Source organism: Marivirga sericea (genome assembly GCF_900177665.1).
Classification (GTDB): domain Bacteria; phylum Bacteroidota; class Bacteroidia; order Cytophagales; family Cyclobacteriaceae; genus Marivirga; species Marivirga sericea.
The window spans coordinates 95,288-116,435 of record NZ_FXAW01000006.1 but is presented as its reverse complement, the minus strand read 5'-3'; the positions used below and the strand labels follow the sequence as shown (position 1 = coordinate 116,435).

At 36.5% G+C, this 21,148-nt stretch carries 18 protein-coding genes; 4 read left to right on the top strand and 14 right to left on the bottom strand.

The window, feature by feature from the left end:
• Window positions 1-170: 170 nt before the first annotated feature.
• From B9Y84_RS14210 to B9Y84_RS14190, 5 genes are all read right to left on the bottom strand, one after another.
• A complete protein-coding gene (locus tag B9Y84_RS14210; protein ID WP_085518059.1) occupies window positions 171-1,238 on the bottom strand; it encodes an ArsO family NAD(P)H-dependent flavin-containing monooxygenase in 1,068 nt (355 codons plus the stop codon).
• Window positions 1,239-1,336: 98 nt separating this feature from the next.
• Window positions 1,337-2,374: an ACR3 family arsenite efflux transporter gene (arsB, locus tag B9Y84_RS14205; protein ID WP_085518058.1), complete on the bottom strand. Its 1,038-nt coding sequence runs from the start codon at window positions 2,372-2,374 to the stop codon at window positions 1,337-1,339.
• A complete protein-coding gene (locus B9Y84_RS14200) occupies window positions 2,371-2,985 on the bottom strand; it encodes a low molecular weight phosphatase family protein (protein ID WP_085518057.1) in 615 nt (204 codons plus the stop codon). Before B9Y84_RS14200 ends, arsB begins: the two co-directional genes overlap by 4 nt.
• A 38-nt stretch (window positions 2,986-3,023) precedes the next feature.
• A complete protein-coding gene (locus tag B9Y84_RS14195) occupies window positions 3,024-3,500 on the bottom strand; it encodes a DUF6428 family protein (protein WP_085518056.1) in 477 nt (158 codons plus the stop codon).
• A gap of 78 nt (window positions 3,501-3,578) precedes the next feature.
• Entirely contained in the window at window positions 3,579-3,914 is a 336-nt protein-coding gene (locus B9Y84_RS14190; protein WP_085518055.1) for an ArsR/SmtB family transcription factor, read from the bottom strand.
• A 446-nt stretch (window positions 3,915-4,360) separates the two neighbouring features.
• Between B9Y84_RS14190 and nhaA the strand changes: the two genes are divergently transcribed.
• Entirely contained in the window at window positions 4,361-5,701 is a 1,341-nt protein-coding gene (gene nhaA, locus B9Y84_RS14185; protein ID WP_085518054.1) for a Na+/H+ antiporter NhaA, read from the top strand.
• Window positions 5,702-5,732: 31 nt separating this feature from the next.
• On the opposite strand, the gene B9Y84_RS14180 is transcribed toward nhaA, so the two are convergent.
• The gene (locus tag B9Y84_RS14180; RefSeq protein ID WP_085518053.1) at window positions 5,733-6,689 is read right to left on the bottom strand and encodes a hypothetical protein; all 957 of its coding nucleotides are present in this window, start codon (window positions 6,687-6,689) and stop codon (window positions 5,733-5,735) included.
• 161 nt (window positions 6,690-6,850) lie between these two features.
• Between B9Y84_RS14180 and glmM the strand changes: the two genes are divergently transcribed.
• Both glmM and B9Y84_RS14170 read left to right on the top strand, forming a co-directional pair.
• Window positions 6,851-8,245 carry a phosphoglucosamine mutase gene (gene glmM / locus B9Y84_RS14175; protein WP_085518052.1) on the top strand — a complete coding sequence of 465 codons (1,395 nt, stop codon included), beginning with the start codon at window positions 6,851-6,853 and terminating at the stop codon, window positions 8,243-8,245.
• A gap of 4 nt (window positions 8,246-8,249) precedes the next feature.
• A complete protein-coding gene (locus tag B9Y84_RS14170; protein ID WP_085518051.1) occupies window positions 8,250-9,398 on the top strand; it encodes a cysteine desulfurase family protein in 1,149 nt (382 codons plus the stop codon).
• Window positions 9,399-9,480: 82 nt separating this feature from the next.
• Here B9Y84_RS14170 and B9Y84_RS14165 read toward each other — a convergent pair whose 3' ends face one another.
• Both B9Y84_RS14165 and B9Y84_RS14160 read right to left on the bottom strand, forming a co-directional pair.
• Entirely contained in the window at window positions 9,481-10,395 is a 915-nt protein-coding gene (locus B9Y84_RS14165; RefSeq protein ID WP_085518050.1) for a universal stress protein, read from the bottom strand.
• A 25-nt stretch (window positions 10,396-10,420) separates the two neighbouring features.
• Entirely contained in the window at window positions 10,421-12,304 is a 1,884-nt protein-coding gene (locus B9Y84_RS14160; protein ID WP_085518049.1) for a M1 family metallopeptidase, read from the bottom strand.
• A 234-nt stretch (window positions 12,305-12,538) separates the two neighbouring features.
• Between B9Y84_RS14160 and B9Y84_RS14155 the strand changes: the two genes are divergently transcribed.
• On the top strand, window positions 12,539-12,904 hold the full coding sequence (locus B9Y84_RS14155; protein ID WP_176223809.1) for a DUF1987 domain-containing protein: 366 nt from the start codon (window positions 12,539-12,541) through the stop codon (window positions 12,902-12,904).
• 52 nt (window positions 12,905-12,956) lie between these two features.
• Here B9Y84_RS14155 and B9Y84_RS14150 read toward each other — a convergent pair whose 3' ends face one another.
• The 6 genes from B9Y84_RS14150 to B9Y84_RS14130 form a co-directional block, all read right to left on the bottom strand.
• Entirely contained in the window at window positions 12,957-13,880 is a 924-nt protein-coding gene (locus B9Y84_RS14150) for a pyridoxal phosphate-dependent decarboxylase family protein (protein WP_317043245.1), read from the bottom strand.
• A 12-nt stretch (window positions 13,881-13,892) separates the two neighbouring features.
• Window positions 13,893-14,171 carry a hypothetical protein gene (locus tag B9Y84_RS20995; RefSeq protein ID WP_317043243.1) on the bottom strand — a complete coding sequence of 93 codons (279 nt, stop codon included), beginning with the start codon at window positions 14,169-14,171 and terminating at the stop codon, window positions 13,893-13,895.
• 316 nt (window positions 14,172-14,487) lie between these two features.
• A complete protein-coding gene (locus B9Y84_RS14145; protein WP_085518047.1) occupies window positions 14,488-14,871 on the bottom strand; it encodes a GxxExxY protein in 384 nt (127 codons plus the stop codon).
• A 233-nt stretch (window positions 14,872-15,104) separates the two neighbouring features.
• Window positions 15,105-18,740 (bottom strand): T9SS type A sorting domain-containing protein, encoded by a 3,636-nt coding sequence (locus tag B9Y84_RS14140; protein WP_085518046.1) that lies wholly within the window; start codon window positions 18,738-18,740, stop codon window positions 15,105-15,107.
• A complete protein-coding gene (locus B9Y84_RS14135) occupies window positions 18,734-19,924 on the bottom strand; it encodes a glycosyltransferase (RefSeq protein WP_139828043.1) in 1,191 nt (396 codons plus the stop codon). Before B9Y84_RS14135 ends, B9Y84_RS14140 begins: the two co-directional genes overlap by 7 nt.
• Window positions 19,925-19,964: 40 nt before the next feature.
• Window positions 19,965-21,146, bottom strand: coding sequence for a glycosyltransferase (locus B9Y84_RS14130; protein WP_139828042.1), 1,182 nt, complete (start codon window positions 21,144-21,146; stop codon window positions 19,965-19,967).
• Window positions 21,147-21,148: the final 2 nt, after the last annotated feature.

The following is a 21,148-nucleotide window of genomic DNA, read 5'->3' as shown; positions in this document are numbered from 1 at the left end:
ATATTTGGTTTTATGTTAATATGAGCAATTAAATTGTATTAATCCAATTGTTAACCAAATAAATTATTTAATTGTTAGAAGAGTTACATATTTCCTTTGTTTAAGAGAACGTTTGTATGTTTTACAAACGAATGCTCGTTAGCTTATAATAGTTCTCTTATTTCATGAAATCACGCTTTTTTCCCAATTTTATTTGTAATGTCTTGCACAGTAGATCTTGCAGATCTTCCAACTCCAATCAAGGTTGCTGACGCGAAACCTGTCCACCCACCATATCCCACCAACCACAGATTAGCTTCCTCAATCGATTGGGTTCCCGTAGTGTTAATCTTACCTCTTTCATCTGTAGACACTATGTTCTGGAGATGGTCAGTAACGTAACTAAATCCAGTACACCAAATCACAACATCAAAAGCTTCTTCTTCACCTGATTCCCATATGACTCCTCTCTTATAAAAAGACTTGACTTGGCCTTTAGAGTGTAGAACTTTTCGATCACGGGCTTCCTTTACTGAAGGAACCATGACTATATTCCCTAAATTATATTTCGACATGTCGAATTTTTCTCCTTTCTGCTCAGCGTAATATTTGGCAGAAGCCTGGTCAAATAAAACCCTTCCATCCACATCATCTGGTAAGAATTCTGGGGGTTTCTGGGTAGCCCAGCTCGTTTCTCCAACTTTGGAAACTTCAGCCAGAATTTGAGCCCCAGAATTTCCTTCTCCAACAATTAAGACTTTCTTGCTGATTAATTCATCCGGCCCTTGATAATAGGCGGAATGTATTTGTCTTCCTTCGAATTGATCTTTCCCAGGAACATCAGGAATAAAGGGTTTTCTCCAAGTGCCGGTAGCTGAAATCACAGATTTACTATAGAAAGTTACAGAGTCAGTGATAATTTTGAAATAGTCAGATTCCTTCCGAACGTCTTTTACTTGAACTGGTCTTTTGACTCGCAGCTTATATCGTTGTTCATATTGGCAGATATAATCAATCACTTCTTCTTTGGCTGGGAATTCTTGCTGGGATTTTGGCATTAACCAGCCAGGCAGAGAGCTATGCTCTGCTGGAGAAAAAAGAGTCAAGGATTTCCATGCTTTGTTCCAAGCACCCCCGCATTTTTCTTGATTGTCTACAATGAGGTAATCAAGATCTGTTCTTCGGAGATAATAGCCACATGCGAGGCCGCTCTGTCCTGCTCCGATTACTAAAACATCGTAAATGTGTTTTTTAGACATGAAATAAGATTTATGTTTTTCTTAGTAATTTCCTCAACTTTTAGGGACATAAGACTATACTCACTTGATCTTAACTTTTCCAGAAGTAGATGAAGTTTCTAGTATTTCCATTTGTTAGCCAATGTCACCAATGATAACATCACAGGGACTTCAACCAAAACTCCTACCACAGTGACTAATGCTGCTGGGCTTTGTAAACCAAATAGTGCGATTGCTACGGCCACGGCTAATTCAAAGAAATTGCTGGCACCTATCATAGCTGCTGGGGAGCAAACAGCATGAGAAAGCTTTAACTTTCTGCCTGCAAACCAAGCTATGAAAAATATAAAATATGTTTGAATGATAAGTGGAACAGCTATCAGTAAAATGATTATTGGATTATCTAAGATATTAGGACCTTGGAAAGCAAATAACAGGATTAGTGTCAATAGCAGAGCAATAATACTAAGAGGTTTAAATTTTGGTAAAAACACTTTCTGAAACCATTTCTTACCTTTTTGGGCTACTAAGATTTTATTGGTAATCACACCAGCCGCTAGAGGGATGACAACAAAAATAATGATGCTCGCTGCTAGTGTCCCATATGGAATTGTAATATCAGTTATACCCAAAAGAAAGCCAACCAAAGGAATAAAAGCTACTAAAATAATCAAATCATTAACGGAAACCTGCACTAATGTATAATTTGGATCGCCATCCGTTAAATAAGACCAAACGAAAACCATGGCCGTACAAGGTGCTGCGCCTAATAAAATAGCTCCTGCGATATATTCTCCAGCCATTTCAGGATCAATAAACGCTGAATATAAATGTTCAAAGAAGATCCAGGCAAAAAATGCCATAGTGAAGGGTTTAATGAGCCAATTGATGATAACCGTCATAATCAGACCTTTCGGAGCTTTGCCAACTCCTTTGATACTTGAGAAATCGATTTGCAACATCATAGGATATATCATCATCCAAATTAAAATGGCAATAGGCAGATTGACTTTATAAACCTCCAAATCACTTAAAAAAGAGATATCATCTCCTGCTAAATAGCCAATTAAAATTCCTACTCCTATACATAAAGCTACCCAAACGCTTAAATAGCGTTCAAAAAATGCAATTTGCTTCTTTCCTGTTGATTCGCTCATGATTGTTTTATTTTTGAGAATACGAAAAATAATTCTGTGGCAATTTGACGACTTCTTTCTTCATATTTACTTTTTTGAAGCGGACTGTCATCAAAAGCTTTTGGGTCTTCATAATTAAGAGCTATTCTTTTTTCAGTTCCGGGAATAAACGGGCAATTTTCATCTGCCTCCGAACAAGTCATCAAGGCAGCAAAACCAATGGACGGATTAAATGGATGATCGTATGTCTTTGAAAAAGCAATGACTGGATGACTATCTGAGCTATATTTAATGGCGGATATGGGATTATCGCCTTTTGAGAGCTGAACAGATTCAAATCCTGCTTCCTCCAAAACTTGTAGAATCATTGGATATACAGCTGTTTCGGCAGTACCTCCAGAATAGCAGGCAACTTGGTTCATTTTAAAATGGTGCGCAATCGCTTGAGTCCATATTTGAGAAAGATGGCTTCTCCGAGAGTTGTGGGTGCAAATAAAATTCAGTGTTATATAGCTCCCCGAATTGATCTTTCCCTGTAGATAATCAATAAAAGGCCCCAATACTTCCTTTCTATTTGCTGGAATGGAATTGGGGTCTAATTTTCCGATGTAATCAGTGAGTTTCAGAAGCATTTTAAATAAGTATTAACCAACAGGTCTATTTAGAATTATTAGCAACATCCACCGCCAGGCTCACATGAATTAGAGCTAGTGCCAGAAACATCCGCTAACTGTACTTTTGGCTTTGAAGCAGGAATTCCGCATTTATCCTTTGCCAGACAATCTGTTTGAGTATTTAGTAGTACAAAGTGATCATCCATGAAGTCCAAATGATATTTGCCAATAGTAGACCCCTGATATTCAACTTCTATTTCCAGATTATCATCAATCCCTAATTTGGTTTCTGATAAAGTGATGATATCATGAAGCTTTTTCGCTCCTAGTCTATGGTCATAATCTCGATCTTCCCATAATTGAAAATTCACAGTTTTTTCGTCTCTCATAGTTCCACCACAATCGATAAAATGACGGGATATGATACCTACTTCTGTTATGTGAAAATGTTGAGGAACAAATTCACCATTTGGTAATTGAAATTTAACTTCGCTTAAGTTTTCTAACCTTGATTTGATTTCTGAAAGTTTCATAATTTTTCTTTTTAGTATTTTCTGTCTTAATAGCTAGCTTTTTATTGTAATATTACGATGATTATGGCCAAAAAAATATTAGCAGCAGTTCTGCTGATTAGGATTTTTATATAACTCAAAAATATTACTAAAGTGATTTTTCACTTCCTCCCATCGCTTGGGATTTATGCAGTAACTTACTGATACGCCCTCAATGGCACCTTGAATAATCCCAATATCTTTCAATGCTCTTAAATGCTGACTTATCGTAGCCTGAGCCAAACCCAATTCCACAACTAAATGTCCATTAATGCATGCATTGGATTTCAATAGGTATTGAATGATGGCAATACGAGCTGGATGTGCAAAGGCTTTTGCGACATTTGCCAAGTCGTTTTGCTCTTTTGTAAATAAGTCTGATTTAGTAACTCCCATTTTCTTCTACTATTATATTGCAATATTACGATATATTTAATTTTACGCAAATTTTAAAACTATGTTTATTTTTTTAATAGCCAAGAGTTGCTGGAGAGCTTAGAAATTGCAAGGGTGCAACAATAGTGAAAGTTAAAGCGTGTACATATTATGCCTTAACCGGCTGAATTTTTTTTGTTTCGAATTAAGAGTACTTATTTAAACTTTTAATTTCAAATCGCACATTAATTGATAAAGCATGAAAATGTGCCTTCTATCTGTATTTTTAAGCGATTTTGGCGATATTGTTTCAGGAGTTTTTAGAGGGAAAATTCTATGTTATGCCTTCTTGAGCTGCCCCATCATTTTTATCGGTCTGTTAAATTACTAGCTATTTGTAGATTTCCCTTTCGAGGGTAACGAGATGCCATAGGTCTATTAATATCATAAAAAGAATAAACTTAAGTATGCATAGTTCAGCAAATAATCAATCTACTTTAAATTACATTCAACAAACTGCAAAGAAGTTTCTCGATAGAGAGACGGCTGGAGGGCTGCTTCTAATTGTGGCAACTATTGTAGCTCTTATCATTGGTAATTCACAATGGGCAAACAACTATCATCATTTTCTGATGGATGAAATTCTCATTAAATTTTCTGAGTATTTTTCTTTTGGGCTCACTATTGAAGAGTGGATTAATGACGGTCTAATGGCCGTATTTTTTTTAGTAGCTGGGATGGAACTGAAACGGGAAATTATGGTAGGGGAGCTGTCATCTTTTCGGAAAGCCTCAATGCCAATAATGGCAGCACTGGGAGGGATGATTGTTCCTGCAGTTATTTTTGCGAGCTTCAATGCGGGTACGGAAACTGCAAGCGGCTGGGGAATACCGATGGCAACAGATATAGCATATTCCTTAGGGATCATTGGTCTATTGGGGAAAAGGATACCCGCACAGCTCAAAGTTTTCTTGGTCGCCTTGGCCATAGCCGATGATTTAGGAGCTATTTTAGTTATTGCGATTTTTTACAGTAATGAAATAAGCTGGCTATATCTGGGATCAGGAGCGGCAGTATTTATTATCTTATTGTTAATCAACAGAAAAGGTGTAAAAGGTCTTCACTGGTATGTTTTAGGTGGCATCGTATTATGGTATTATTTTCTTAACTCTGGCGTTCATCCTACGATTGCGGGAGTACTTTTTGCCATTACGATTCCAGTCAAACCAAAACTGGATAGCAAATTATTGAAAGATCGCACAGACAAAAATTTGGCTGAATTGGAAAAAACTGATATTGAAACTCGAGATCCTATGCAAGATATTCGCCAGAGAAATATACTCAAATCCATGAAGAAAGATGCTCAGAACTCTAGACCCCCTTTGCTCAAATTAGAGAATTCGCTTATTAACTTTAATGCATTTTTTATCCTTCCCATTTTTGCTATCGCTAATGCTGGCGTAAGATTAGATGTAAGTCTTTTGGAAGTTGCATCTACTAGCTTAGGACTTGGTATATTACTAGGTTTGGCTATCGGCAAGGTGTTGGGAATCAGTATTTTTGCTTTTATTGGTGAAAAGATGGGCATTGCAGAACTACATACTTCATTAAGGTGGCAACATATTATCGGAATTGGCTTAATTGCAGGGATAGGTTTTACAATGTCTTTATTTATTACAAATCTCGCTTTTGGCGATCCTGGATTAGAAAAAATTTCGAAGATCAGTATCTTATTGGCATCTTTAATTGCTGCTCTCGGTGGTATTGCTACTTTGTTATTGACCAAACCCAAAGAGAATAGCGAGTGAGTTGCTGAATATATTAATAAGTAATATTGTTTTATTGGTTTTCATTAACGTCTGAACTACCTTCTTCCAAGGTTTTATTAATTTCTTCTATAATAATATTGAGTTCTTGTGAAGGAGATCTTAGTTTCTCAAAAATATGCTTCAGTTCTTCCGGATTTTTAGAATAATCAGAAATATTAATAAGTCCCATTATTCTGGCTAATGGTCCTCTTACTTTATGGGCGTTTAAATTCGCGTAATCTATGATTTGCTTGTTTTTTGAATCAATCACTTTGGTTCTCTCCTTTACAAGCACTTCTAGATTCCGATTAATAGCTTCATACTCTTCATTTTTAGCAATCAGCTCTTCTTGGGTTTCCTGCAACTCTTTATTTGTGCTTTTCAAGCGTCTCTCATATCTAAAATTAGTTCTATTATACCATAGAAGGGTAGTGGTAGAGAAAAATGCCACAAATAATGGGGGTAGTTTAAAATCAGTAAAATTGGTCACCAACTCTTTCATAGCCTCTGGTGGTTCAGCGTAGTAAAGTAACACCTTATCAATAAATAGAGTAACTGCAAGGTAAAAAACAAAGAAAATAACAATGTAGAGCCTCTCCTTATCCTGGTTAAATAATATAACAGGAATCGAGCAAAATATTGCCCCTGCATACTGAAACCAAATAAACTGACCCGGGTAGAAGTCTCCGATAATAATAGGAACCCCTAGAAGAATACATCCGGGAATAAAAAGGAAAATGCTTTTGGATAATATCGACAGGCGCTTTGCATTTAAAAATGGGATTAAGGGCATCAGAACAAGAACTGCTGCTCGCCGATAGGCAGCCAAATAATTTCCTGTGTTGAAAATATCATTCAACAGCACTATGATCATTACTGCTGCCAAAAATAAGGACATCGCATTAGTAAGAAAAACTTTACGTCTTTCATCATCATCCATATTTGAATGAATCCCTGCATTAGTCCAATTTTCTAGATATCGCCTCAAATCTTTTTGCTTAAGCCCAAGTTTAACTCAAATTAAAAAATAAAGTTGGTTTTTTCAGAAAATTACGATCAAGAAGACATTTCTTTCTTTGAAATAGGATTTTTGTTTAATGGCCTTCCATTTTTTAGTACCTTTGCCGATTGAAACAAACAACTATTTAAGTGACCTTAATTAAATCAATTTCCGGCATTAGAGGAACCATAGGAGGAAAGACAGGAGAAGGATTGACGCCTGTTGATATCGTAAAATTTAGCAGTGCTTATGCAGCATGGTTAAAAACTAAGGGTAACAACAACAAAGTAATAATTGGAAGAGATGCCAGACCTACGGGTGAAATGGTTTCGAAAATAGTAGCAGCGACACTGCAGGGAATGGGCATGAATGTGGTTGATCTTGGATTATCTACTACTCCAACTGTAGAAATAGCGGTCGTATTGGAAAAAGCTGCGGGAGGAATAATACTTACCGCAAGCCACAATCCAGTTCAATGGAATGCTTTGAAACTTCTAAATCATAAGGGTGAATTTATCTCGGGAGAAGACGGGCAAACTATTTTGGATTTAGCTGAAAGCGCTGATTATAGTTTTAGTGAAGTTAAAAAAATAGGAAAATATACTACTCAAGATCATTACATTCAAAAGCACATTGATATGGTGATTGATTTGCCACTTGTTGATGTTGCGGCAATTCGAGAAAGAAAGTTTAAAGTGGTAGTGGACGCAGTGAATAGCACCGGAGGCATCGCTATTCCAAAGCTTTTAAAATCTTTGGGGGTAGCTGAAGTAAGAGAACTTTACTGCTATCCTGATGGTAATTTTCCACATAATCCTGAGCCATTACCAGAAAATATTACGCATATAAGCAATGAATTGGCGAATGGTCAATATGACGTAGGTTTCGTTGTGGATCCCGATGTAGATAGATTAGCTATTGTTAATGAAGATGGAACTCCTTTTGGCGAGGAGTATACATTAGTGGCGGTGGCAGATTACATATTGAGTCAACAAAAAGGCAATACGGTTTCGAATCTCTCTAGTACTCGCGCATTAAGAGATGTAACAGAGAAGAGAGGTGGAAAATACGAAGCTTCAGCTGTTGGGGAGGTTAATGTCGTGACCAAAATGAAAGAAACGAATGCTATTATTGGTGGAGAAGGAAATGGAGGAATCATTTATCCTGAATTGCATTATGGAAGAGATGCTTTAGTAGGTATTGCTTTGTTTTTAACCTACTTAGCAAAATTTGAAAAATCTTGCTCGCAGCTTAGGGCTTCTTTTCCGAGTTATCATATTTCGAAGAATAAAATCGAATTAACTCCTGAAATCGATGTGGATGGTATTTTGGAGGCTATTCAAGAGCGTTATAAAAATCAACCTATTAATACTATTGATGGTGTAAAAGTTGAATTTGATAAAGAATGGGTTCATTTACGCAAGTCAAATACTGAACCTATTATCAGAATCTATTCTGAATCCGATTCGGAGTCTAAAGCAGAGCATTTAGCTCAAAAAATGATTTCGGATATCAAGGAAATTATTTCATATAAAGAGGATTAATATTATGGCAGGGATTTATTTAGATAATGCAGCAACCACAGCTTTAGACCCTGAAGTTTTTGAAGCCATGAAGCCGTTCATGTTGAACCATTACGGGAACCCTTCCTCTATTCATTCGCATGGAAGGGAAGTTCGTGCTGCTATTGAGAAATCAAGAAGAGCCGTGGCTGAATTGCTGAACACCTCACCTTCTGAGATATTTTTTACTTCTGGAGGAACTGAAGCCGACAATATGGCTCTAAGATGTAGCATTGAGCAGAAGGGAATCAAGAAGGTTTTGACCTCCAAAATTGAGCATCATGCAGTTTTACATACTTTACAACATTTGGAAAAAACGGGTCAAATCACTTTAGATTATGTCCCTTTGGATGAGAAGGGTATGGTTGAAATGGATGCTTTAAAAGATTGGCTAAGTACTAATCCCGATAGTTTAGTTTCTTTAATGCATGGGAATAATGAAATTGGAAATATCCTTGATATCGAAGAAGTCAGCTGGCTATGTAAGCAGTATGGAGCGATATTTCATTCTGATACCGTGCAAACAATGGCGCACTACAATCATGATTTACAAGAAATTAAAGCCCAACATATAGTTGGGGCAGCCCATAAGTTTCATGGCCCTAAGGGAGTAGGCTTTTTGTATATCAATAATGAGCATAAAATTCAGCCCTTTATTCATGGTGGAGCGCAAGAACGAAATATGCGAGGAGGAACTGAAAATGTTTACGGCATAGTAGGTTTAGCTAAAGCTATGGAAATAGCCTACCGCGATATGGAAGAGCACCAGAACCATATTCAGGGTTTAAAGGATCGAATGATTCAAAAATTGAAAGCTAAAGTGGAAGGCGTTGCATTTAATGGATTAAGCGCAGATCAAGATCAAAGTCTTTATACAGTATTGAATGTATGTTTACCGCCTTCTGATATGAGCGATATGTTATTGTTTAATCTGGACATAAAAGGCATTTCAGCAAGCGGAGGTTCTGCCTGTAGCAGTGGAAGTGATGTGGGTTCACATGTTATAGCTGAATTAGGAAAAGCTGCTGAACGGCCTAATGTGAGATTTTCGTTTTGTAAATACAATACTTCGAAAGACATTGACAGTGCAGTTGATGCTGTAGCTGAAATTTATAACAAGCAGACGGTGGACTAAGACTATGTTAATTTTTAAAACTGTCTATTATTGTTTAATAAATCTGACAGTTTTAAAAGTTTTTCATCTCGTTCTTGTCTGATTACATTTTTAGTAAAGCCTTCAAAAAGCCCATGTTTTCGCCTTTTTCTTTCACGATCATTAATGGGATATCACTGTCAAATTTTATTACCTTTTCAGCTACACTTCCCAATAAAATAGAAGCTAAGCCTGTTCTTCCTTTTGATCCCATCACAATCATGTCAGCTTTCTGATCAGAGGCGAAACCAAAGATTTTATCTGCTGGAGAATCATCATTATCCAAGACGAATTGGCAATCAAGCTCTTTAGGGAAATCATTTTTCTTCACGAAATCATTGAAATCGATCTTAGCATGACCTTTCATTATAGTGGCAAATTCATCATAATTTTTGCCGGTTTTGTGATAACCTGAGGGTACCTTAAAAACATTGACTAAAGTCAAACTGATATTTTTACCTTTTGATATTGCCAAAGCTTCTTCTACAGCAAGCTTCGCATGTTTTGAGAAGTCGACTGAAACTACCATCTTATCAAGTTTAAATTTGAAATCTTCAGGTACCAACATAAGAGAAGTCTGCGCCACCTTAGCAATTTTCTGAGGCACAATTCCTCCGCCTTTCAACTGTCGCTTTCTTCCCATCACCATCATATCAATGTCTTTGATATTCACCCACTTCAGTATTTGGTCAGATGGATCTCCTTCTTTTATTTCTATTACTTTTTCACAATCAAAACCACTGTCCCATGCTTTTTCAATTACTTTATTTATGGAATCAGCCATTGACTCATCACTTGGGGCCAGTAAGTCGGGATAGTTTTTTCTTAAATCCTCAGGCAATTCTAAATCTTTTGCTACATGGACAAAATACACTTTTTCACTTTTCAAAAATTTAGCTAAATGAGATGTATACCGAATCAGTATTTCATCCATTTCAGTTAAGTCTAGGGCAATTAAAAGTCGTTCTATTTTATACATTTTTCAATCTAGTTTTTTAAAAAATTCAGTCAGTTTGGTAATTTAATAATTTATCTAACGAATTATAGCTTACATAGTGGTAATTTTGTCTTGCTTTTTTATAAATATTGAGGGCTATAGTATTCCCGGTTTCTGTTTTAATTAATTCGCTATAAATTGGCATCAAGAATTTTTTACGTCCTGTATTAATTAAAAAATCTTCCATTCTATAGTATGCAGGCTTGTACTCATTTTTAACGGCTAGTAAAAACCACTCAGTCAAAATCTCTGCGTTCCCATTTTCGGAGAAATTGAACTTATTATCCAATTCCTGGACTTGATTAAAATCGGTAGAATCGGGCAATTCATGAAAGAAATGTAAATATTCGTGTGTACTCCAATTGGCAGTTTTTAAGGTATCAATGTTTCCTGTATTCAGCCATTTATCAATAGACTCCTCTACTTTCTTAAAACGATCAGAATTGGCTTTTGGTAAATTCTCTGGCAGCCCTGCACCATAAACCCAATTGGAAAACAAATCTTTCGGTAGCTCGATTTCATTTTTAGCGAATAAATATTGCTCCATGTACAACAAAAAAAGTTCTGTGTTGATACTTCTAAAAGCATATTCGGCAAAATATTGCTGTAAAAATGCATCAAAATTTTCTCTACCCACTAAACCTTCTAAAAATCTTAAAAAATAGTAGCCTTTATCATATGCGATTGCTGTCATCCCCACATCAGGATTTCTTCCTTGTAGGTCTAATTTTAGATGCGTGTCTTTGCTGTTTCCATTATCTATTAACTCTTTAGATTCTTGCTTTAATTCTTTGTAAGAAATAGAGGCGAGCATTTCTGAATAATCTTTTCCGTAAAGTTCCTCCATAATACGATATTCGAAATAGACTGTAAACCCTTCATTTAGCCAAAAATCATCCCATGTCGCATTGGTCACCAAATTTCCTGACCAGCTATGGGCTAATTCATGTGCGATTAAAGAAATCAATGATTTATCGCCTGATAAAATAGTAGGAGTGGCAAACGTTAAGCGGGGATTTTCCATTCCGCCAAAAGGGAAGCTTGGTGGCAAAACCAATACATCAAATTGCTCCCATCGATACTTTCCATATAGTTTCTCCGCTATTTCTAAAAAAGATTGTAGATCCTCTAAATCAGAAATGGCTTTGGTCATGGTTTCAGGTTCAGCGTAAATGCCCGTTTCAGGACCCGTTTTATGATATTCCAGATTACCGACAGCTAAGGCCATTAGATATGCAGGAATTGCTTGCTCCATTTTAAAGCTATAGTTCCCTGTTGAGTCAATTTCTTGTGGGTTTTCAGCACTCATCAGTGCTAGATTACCCGCCGGCACCTTAACGTTCGCCTCATAGGTAAACCTGATTCCAGGAGAATCTTGAATGGGAATCCAAGAGCGGCAGAGAATAGCCTGAGATTGGGTAAACAAAAATGGAGCATCGCCTTTGGTTTGCTGAGCACTTAACCATTGCAAGGCTTCAGCATTAGGAGGGGTTTTATATTGAATAGTAATAGATTTCGTATTCTTTGAGATTGGTATATGTAAAGCTTGACCCAATACTTCGTGTTCATCTTTTAGTTCAAAGTTGAGCGTATCGCTTTCGTTTTCCCAAACCTTTTCAATTGTTAAATCTTTAGTATCAAAGATAATCTCTTTAGCATCCGGATAATTTCGGATGGTATATAGTGCGGTAGCGTAAATGCTTTTGGTATCAAAATCGATAGTTGCATCCCAGCGTAAATGTTTTATTACTGCCTCATGAGGCCGTGCAAAAGAATGCGGATCGTTTGTTGTGAAATTGTCAGTAGTAATTCTCTTGCTTTTCATATCCTTTTTGTCATTGCACGAAAACATGCCAGCTAGTAGTAAAAGTATTAAAGTTATTTTTTTCATTTTTACAGATTAGATCGTATTTTAAAATCCCTTTAGAACTCTTAATTTTACCAAAATTAAAATAAAGACTAAATTAAAGAAACCAAAGTAGGTTCCCGTTCAACTAAATCATTATCTTTAAACTAGACTTTAAATTTTATGATTTAAAGTAAAAATGGGTATAGTTATCGAAATTTAGAACAAGATTTTGAAGTTAACGTAATTTGTTCTCATATTTGGCAGTATATGTTTAGAATGTCAGGCACTCATCAGCGACCCACTGTTGTAATAGATATTGAAAAGGGTTTTTTTGAAATTTCAGGTTCTTCTATTCCGGAGAATCCGATGGATGTTTTTACTCCTATTTTCGATCATTTAAACCGATATATGGAGAACCCATTGCCGCTTACTGAACTTCATTTTCGCCTAGATTACTTTAATACAAGTACTTCAAAGCTTATGCTAGATATGATCCATAAAATGGAATCATTAACAGATGAAAATGGCAGAGAAGTAAAAATAAAGTGGTTTTACAGAGAAGCAGATGATGACATGATGGAAATTGGAGAAGACTTCGCCAATCTTTGCAGATTGCCAATTGAGATTATACCCTATAGCTAGTAGTACGGCAAATATCACCGAAGCCCCTCCCTTTATTTCCGCAATTCAGACTTCAAACCTCTTCTAGGAATTGCTCTAATTTTTCGATCGTGACATGATCCATCACCACTATTTTATACCACATTGGATTCTGATGACTATCGGGTATAAGTCCATATTTTTTACAAACTTCTTTATTTAAGAATTCGGCTTTTATGGTGACGATATTTGCTTCAGGATATCGATAGTACGCAATACTTTTAGCTTTCAGTGCCTTGCATAACCATTCTGTTCGGTGGTTTAGTACCAAGGTTTTCTCAAACCATCCATTAGGCCCATAGGTCATCAATATCATCCAGATGGCAATTGCATTCGCCCCAGAACGAGAACCAATCAGTGTGAAATCTTGACCTTCGACATAGCTTGCTTCTTGGGTATTGGCATAGTGCATCCAATTCTTTCGAATTAGAAATATCCCGGTGCCATAAGGTGCTTGCAACATTTTATGGGCATCTAAAGTGACTGAATTAACGTGCGAATTGCTGAAATTCAACGCATTCTTAGGCTTGGCAAATGGATAGAAAAATCCTCCATAAGCACCGTCAACATGTAACTTGAAATCCAAGCCTTTATCGGTAAGAACATCAGTGTAGATGTTGACGTCATCTACTGATCCAAACATAGTAGTCATCATATTCGCCATAATGATGAAGTATTTCTTCCCATCTTGCTGCGCTTGGGCCAACGTATTTTCTAAAGCTTGCTTGCTGATCGATCGATCATTTTCATCCACCGCTACTTTGTAGAAATCAATTTGGAGCACATTGGATGCTTTTGCTGAAGAATAATGGGCATCTGCTGAGCTGATTAACGCGATCTCATCCAGTTTTGCTTGATGTTCTTGCTTATAGTAGTTTCTGTAGATCCAAACTGCTTGCATATTGGCTTCTGTCCCACCTGATGCTACATAGCCATCATAGTCAGTATCACAATACAAAATATCCTCTGCTCAAATCTTAATCACTTCTTTTTCGAGTTCCTGAGTCCCTTTAAAAAAGCTTTCGGATTCCCCCAAAGTATGACAACCGATATGATTCGGATTGTGGATTAATGTTGACAGATAGGGTGCATCTTCCAGAAAAGGAGCATTCTGGTAGAACACCTTATCGTCCAAATGAGAAGCTGGTAACCCAATAATGTTTTCAGTATAATAATCTACATTTTCTGAAAGTGCAGAAAATATCCTTTTTCTAATCTCTTGCTGAGATAGCTTTTTCCACTTTTGCATGAATAAGAAATTTAAATGATTTTGAAATTTGTCAGATTCCTCGTGCGGAGATCTTGGAAAGGAATTCAAAAATAGGGAAATAAGGCGGGAAATGTATAGAAAGCCTGAGGCTTTTTTTATCACCTCGCTAAGACGCAGAGGCGCAAAGTTTTACGCAACGTTAATGATAATATTATTATACTGAAAAAAATTACGCTGCTCAATCTATCATTCACAAGAATACTGTTTAAATACTCAATACCTTTGCGAGAGTAACTTCAAGTCTTTGGCTTGTTGTAGTTTTTTGGCTTTAGGCGAAAGGATACTTTGTGAGAAATTATAAGCCGTTGACTATTCTTTTAATGCCGTTTTTCAGCAAGTTTTCATTGAAGTTTATCAATAATCCCAATTTAATATTACTTAATTTCAGATAAGTCAATAATTGCTTTTTATGAACGGCTTGCAATGATTCCACTGATTTAAGTTCTATAATGACTTTGTCTTCAACTATTAAATCAGCCCTAAAGCCCATTCCCATAGTTTGATTATCCCATTGTACTGCAATTGGAAATTGTCTTTTGACATCAAGCCCTTCTTTTCGGATTTCGTAGCTTAACACTTCTTCATAAACGGATTCGAATATTCCTGGCCCCAATTGACTATGAATTTTAAAGCAACAATCAAGTATTATTGAGCTGATTTCGTTTTCGCTTAGGTTCATTGTTTTGGTTGTGTTAAATGTATTCTATTCTCTCCTACACTTTTAAATTTCATGCCAAGACGGGGAGACGCAGACTTTACGCAACATTAATTGTAATATTATCTTGCTGAAAATACTATTCTGTTCAATATTCTCAAGAAAATTGGTTCAAACCCTTAATTCTTTTGCTAGGTCGTTGCGTCTCTGCGCCTTTGCGAGAATCACCTCAAGCCTTTGGCTTGTCTAAACCATTACTACTGAAGAATAATCTTTTTGACTTTTTCTTGGCCTTGATAGCGGAAGCGAAGGAAGTAGATACCAGGACTAAGGCTCTCCCTTTCTATTCTAAGTTCATTATAGCCTGCTTCAATGTCGTAGTTGAATACTTTTACTTGTCGGCCATTGCTGTCTTCCATACTTATGGTGAGCTGCCCATTTTCTGGGGTAATTAAGGGTATTATAAATTGATTGATAGCAGGATTTGGGTAGATGTCCATTACTTTGAAACCACTCTCCAAATTGGTACAAACCCTATTGTTTTGGATATTGCTGTCTGCTTGATCTCCTACTCGTGGAGTTGCACTTATGCATATTTTGGATAAGCCCCGAATCTGATCTTCCGTCAGCTTTAAACTCAATGAGAAATTACTATTTTCTTCAGGGTAAAGGGGAGTCATCACACTTTCTGTGACTGCATAAGAGCCTAAATCAATAGCTAAATCAATTCTTTCAGGCACTAGTGATCCCTTATTACTGATATTGAGTAAAAAGGAAGTGAATTCACCATCTTGGTTAATTCGCAAGTTGCTCAAAGAAATATCTAAACTAGGCTCCCGAACTCGAATTTGCTCAAAGTACTCAGCTGTACATCCTGCTTCATTGGTGATGAAAAGGCCTAGTAAGTAGGTGCCTGGATCTTCTATGGTATAATTTAATTCTGAAGAACGGGAGATCGTATCAGAGTTGAGTGTCCACAGCACCTCCTTTTCCAAAAGTCCTTTATTCTCCACAAGGGAGGTAATAGTTGTGCTATTATCAGTAGGTTGATTGGCCGGATTGGCAGTCGATTGATCTTGTGATTGAGCACTTAGGTTGAGGGTGAAGGGATAAGCACCGATTGTCTGACTAAGTTCAAAGAAGGCTGTTGGTGCTGACGAAATACTGATTTGCTTGCTGAGGCTTTGTACACAACCACCAATTGTTTCCACCTCAAGAGTAAGAAGATACTCTCCACCTTCCTCAAAGGTATATTGAGGATTGAACTCAGAAGAGATTACCTCTTCCCCTTCATTAATACTCCAGCTATAGCTTTTTAAAGTATTCCCTTTTAAATCTGTCAAGTTTTCTAATTGTATTGTCTGGCCTGCGCATGCTGTGCCCCATGTAAAATCCGGACTGGGCTGTTCGTTGATAGAAAATGTTTGTGTTGTGGATTGACTACAGAGATTTTCATTTTCTTGTCTATAGGTCAATTGATAAGCACCTGCTTGAGGAAACAGATACGAAAAAGTAGAATCCAAACTAGTCTCCATGATCTCTCCTTCGCTGTTTTGCAATTCCCAGAAATGGGTGATGATTTCGGTGGTATCCAATGGAATGAAAAGCCGCATTTGATCTAAGCATGTTTCTTCAGATTCAAAAATAGCTTGCGGAGAACTTTTTACGGTAATAGCCTGGGATCCGCTGCTGGTACAACCATCAGAAGTGGTGACCTGCAAGGTGACATTATAGGTTCCTGAAACAGGATATGCAAACTGCGGACTCGCTTCAGTAGAAACGTCCGATTGAGTTCCCAAAACTCCAAAATCCCAAAAGTAGTCTGTGATATTGGCTTGAGTAATGCTTACTTGCTCGCTGAACTGAGTTGGCTGTCCAACACAAGCTACTTCCGATTGAAAGTCAATTTCAGCCAGTGCCTGAATTTCTACTTCTTGCGAAATAGTGAAATCACATCCATTGGTGGTGAAAGCCGAAAGTTGGACGGTATAAACGCCTGCTGTATCATAAAGATGGCTAGGGTTGGCTTGAGTAGACAGCGTGCCGTCTCCAAAATCCCATTGATAAGTATCAAGGAAGTCTCCTTCACTCATATTTTCAAATTGCAGTATTTCCCCCAAGCAATTGTTGACCGTTTGAAAATCCACCAAAGGCCCTGGATTAACAGTAATGGTTTTGGTTTTTTCTACCGTACAACCAGCCATATTGATACTTTGAATCACTGTATATTCTCCTGCCTCTGCATAGACATGCTCAGGCTCTTCATCGGTGCTGGTGGTGCCATCTCCCAAATCCCAAGAGAAGGTGGCTTCGGTGGGTAAGTCGGTGAGGTTTTCAAAGACGATGGGCTTTCTCGTGCAAATACTTCCTTGAGCGGTAGCTTGAAAATCTGGGACTGGTTCTTCAAATACTGAAACAGAATCTATGAATGAATTATTGCAGCCATTTGCAGCGCCAACTGTAAGCTTTACTGCATACTTCCCGGCAGTTGCATAAGTGTGGCTTGGATTTGCGTCTGTGCTTGAATTGCTATCTCCGAAATCCCAATTATAGCTGCTAATGGTAGAAGAGCTTTCACTATCAAATTCAATTGGGTTAGCTATGCATAAATTTGCTCCTGTTGAAAAGGTGATGTCAGGTGCTTGGTTGTTGGTGATTTCTATTTGCTTTGTAATTGATTCATTATTACCGTTCTGATCAATAGCTGTTAGAGTTATATCATAAAACCCAGGGGCACTATATGAAAAAACTGGATTTTTATCATTAGATATTGGTTGATCCGATCCACAATCATTTAGGAAACTAACTCGTATCAGGTTTCTTTGATCAAGGTTGAAATTAAAAACATGAGTCTTACTCTTTTCCTGCACTAAGTCCAAAGCAAAATTACTGTTTGAAGTAAATTCAGGGATAGTCAATTGAGTAGCTGTAAAATTAAAGTCAGAAATATCTCCTGTAAAATCCAGTCTATGAAATGCTCCTAGAGCTCCTTGAACAAAACCACGAAATAATCCGCCCTCCTTAACCAATGCGACATTTGCAGGAAAGCTAATACCCATTCCGCTAGTGTTGATTTGCGAGTATGAAGGAGTATTTCCTAAAGAGTTACCGAAATCCAGGGAAAAAAGTCTATTGTTGTATGATAATAAGATACCAGACCATATATTACAATTTTTTATTAGTGATAGTCCTCTTAAGGTTGAACTGCCAGTTACAGTTACAACCTCCACTACAGGATTTGGCTCTAACAATGAATTATCAAATTTCAACTTTACTAGTTTGTCTGTATTTGATACAAATAGGAAGTATTGATCTTGGTCTGCGAGAGCTAACACATGTGACGGATTACTTAAAGCTCCAAAATCGCCCAAATCCGAGATAATTGGATCACTCTCAAGCCCATTTACAAATTCAATATTTATCAAATTTCCTCCATTCGTATTTGCAACTACCAAATTCCAGACTCCATTGATGTATATTGCATCTAAGTCAAATGCTCCTTGCAATCGGTTGCCAGGATTTCCTAAATCTTCAAAGGTAGGAATATTATCTAAAGCACCACCGAAATTTAACTTTATCAGGTTATTAGAAGTTTGGCTAACTGCAAAACCATACCAATTGGCATTTTCCTTAATTAACTTAACTGTTCTTGCTCTAAAAAAGTCACTATTATTAAGCATCGTATTGCCTTCAGGCAATTGCGTCAAGTCATCAGTACAAAAATCCCAACTATATGAATCCGCATTCGAGGAATTATTGAGCACGTATATATTCTCCCCTATGCATGCATTAGAAGCAATATCAAAGGACGGAACCGGACATTGAGAATAAATAAAATTCGCTGAGATAAAGTTTATCAGCAAAAAGATAAAAATCGCTTTTCTACTTAACATATACTTGAGTATAGCTGTGATAATTTTCCGATTGTATTCTCAATTTTAAATTGCTCAGTTATTAGTTTTGATCTTCCTCCAAGTTCATTTAAAACATCCTTGTTTTCATATAAGTTTCTCATCTGAAACCTCATTTGTTCAATATCCGCTTTATTAACTAATATACTATTATAGTTATGCGTTATAATCTCCTCTGGGCCACCGCATTTGGTGGCTATCACAGGAGTTCCATGAACCATACTTTCTAAGGTAACCATTGAAAATGATTCTGAATCGGAAAATACTAGTGAAACATCCGATTTACAATACATTTCAGGCATGTTGCTTACAAAATCCAAAAATTCTATCTGATGTGATCGATTATTTTCTTTAACAAACTTCTGCAATTCTGCTTTGTACAATCTATTTGCTTCTAACCCCATATTTCCACCAGCAAATAGTAGTTTTACCTTCTCTGATTTCTTAAATTCTTCATAAAATGCTTTAAGTGCGTAATTCTGTCCTTTGCCACGAATGAAATTGGCGGGGAAAAGAAATGAAAAAGTATTGTCTTTATTGCTTTGCAGTTGGTTTCTGGTTACTAAAACTGCATCATGGATAATTATTTTTTTAGAAGATTCTGGCAATGCCTTGAAAACTGTTTTTGATACACATATTACTTTATCACTATACCTCATCACTAATTTGGATAGTAACTTAAAAATCTTCCGGATGTACGAATTTGGTAGTAATCTGACGTGATAGACTACAGGTATTTGAAATTTAAATATCTTTAATATGACCCCTGTCAAATTGTAGAGATCATTTACATGAATTAAGTCGATATGGTGCTTTCTAACTATTTTTAGAATCTTATATGAGTTCCACAGTAAAACAGGCAAATAAAACATTACCTTCCAACTCTTCTGTATTTCAAGAAAATCAACAAGGTGGGGAGTGAATCCTTTTGAATTCAATTCATCAAAATGTTTTTTGGAGGAAATCGCAAAATGAAAACTAACCTCCTCTTTTAACGCATTACTAAAGGTTAAGATAGAATTATAGGCTCCAGTAATCTCCGTAGAATTATCGACTATTAGTATTCTTTTTTGTTGCACTGAATTTTTAGAAAAGTATTCGTCTTTTTTAATATGAAGGCCTTCACAAATCATAATAGATTGCCCAATACCTAATAAAAGGTCCATAGTAAAAACACCTTTAAATGGATTAATAGTTATAGCTTTATCAATCTTCAACTATTTTCTGCCAGTTGTCTACAATCTCTTTTTTGTTGAATTGCTTAGCTCTTTCCAAGCTCTTAACGCTTAAATTCTTTCTCAATAAATCACTTTGCAATAGCTCCGATATTCTATTACTCCATAATTCAATAGCTTTCCTATTATTTGGGATATCAAGTAATACTCCGTACTCAGCTCCGCCCTGATTTTTAACTAATATTTCAGCTGGTCCGTAAGGACAATCTGATGCGACTACAGGAAGAGAACAAGCCATCGCCTCTACTAATGAATTACCAAACCCCTCATGAAGTGAAGATAGAATATAAAGATCTGATTTCACGAGGAAGGCCATTGGATTTGACTGATAGCCTAGAAAGTAGACGTTTTTTTTCAGAGGTTGACTCTTGCCATCATTAACCCAATAGCTTAATCCCATATTTTTGCACTTATTAATCAAGGAAGATATTTCTTCTCCTTCTCCAATAATAACATAGGTTGCATTAGGATGTTCTTTGAGGAGTATGAAAAGTATATCAAGCACATATTCATAGCCTTTTTCCTTAGCTAGTCGGCCATGGCTAATTAAAATATCACCTCCCTCAAAGATTGCCTCTAATCTTGGCTCTAGTTTCTCTTCGGTAGATATTTTAATTTTCTCGGTCTCTATCCAATTATGGATCACTTGGACAGGTTTATTAATTTTATAAAAATTCAGTAACTCATTTTTAATGCCATGATTCAGGGCTATTATTTCATCTGCTCTTCTATAAATAAAAGGGATTAGTAATTTATGTCGAATATAACCGAGTAAGCCACTTATATTCTGATCATGTATTTTTGATCCACGTATGCTTAAGACAATCTTTTCTCCTGAGATTCTTGACAAGGTATTTATATAGTCTGCTCCTTCTAAAAAACTGATACTTACTTGTGGCCTAATTAGATTTTTGATCCTTTTTAATTTCTTTATCCTACTTTTAAAATTTAAAAGCTTTTTAATAGTACCTAACCCATAGTCAACATCAAGGGAAACTATTTTACCACCCACTGGATATGCAGGCTTTCTTTGTAAGTTGAACACTACTACTGTTAGATCATACCTTTTACTGAGCTCTACACTTAAGGAGCAGAATGACTTTTCTGCTCCTCCAAAGCCAAATTCAGGAATAATCATCAGAATTGTTTTCAATG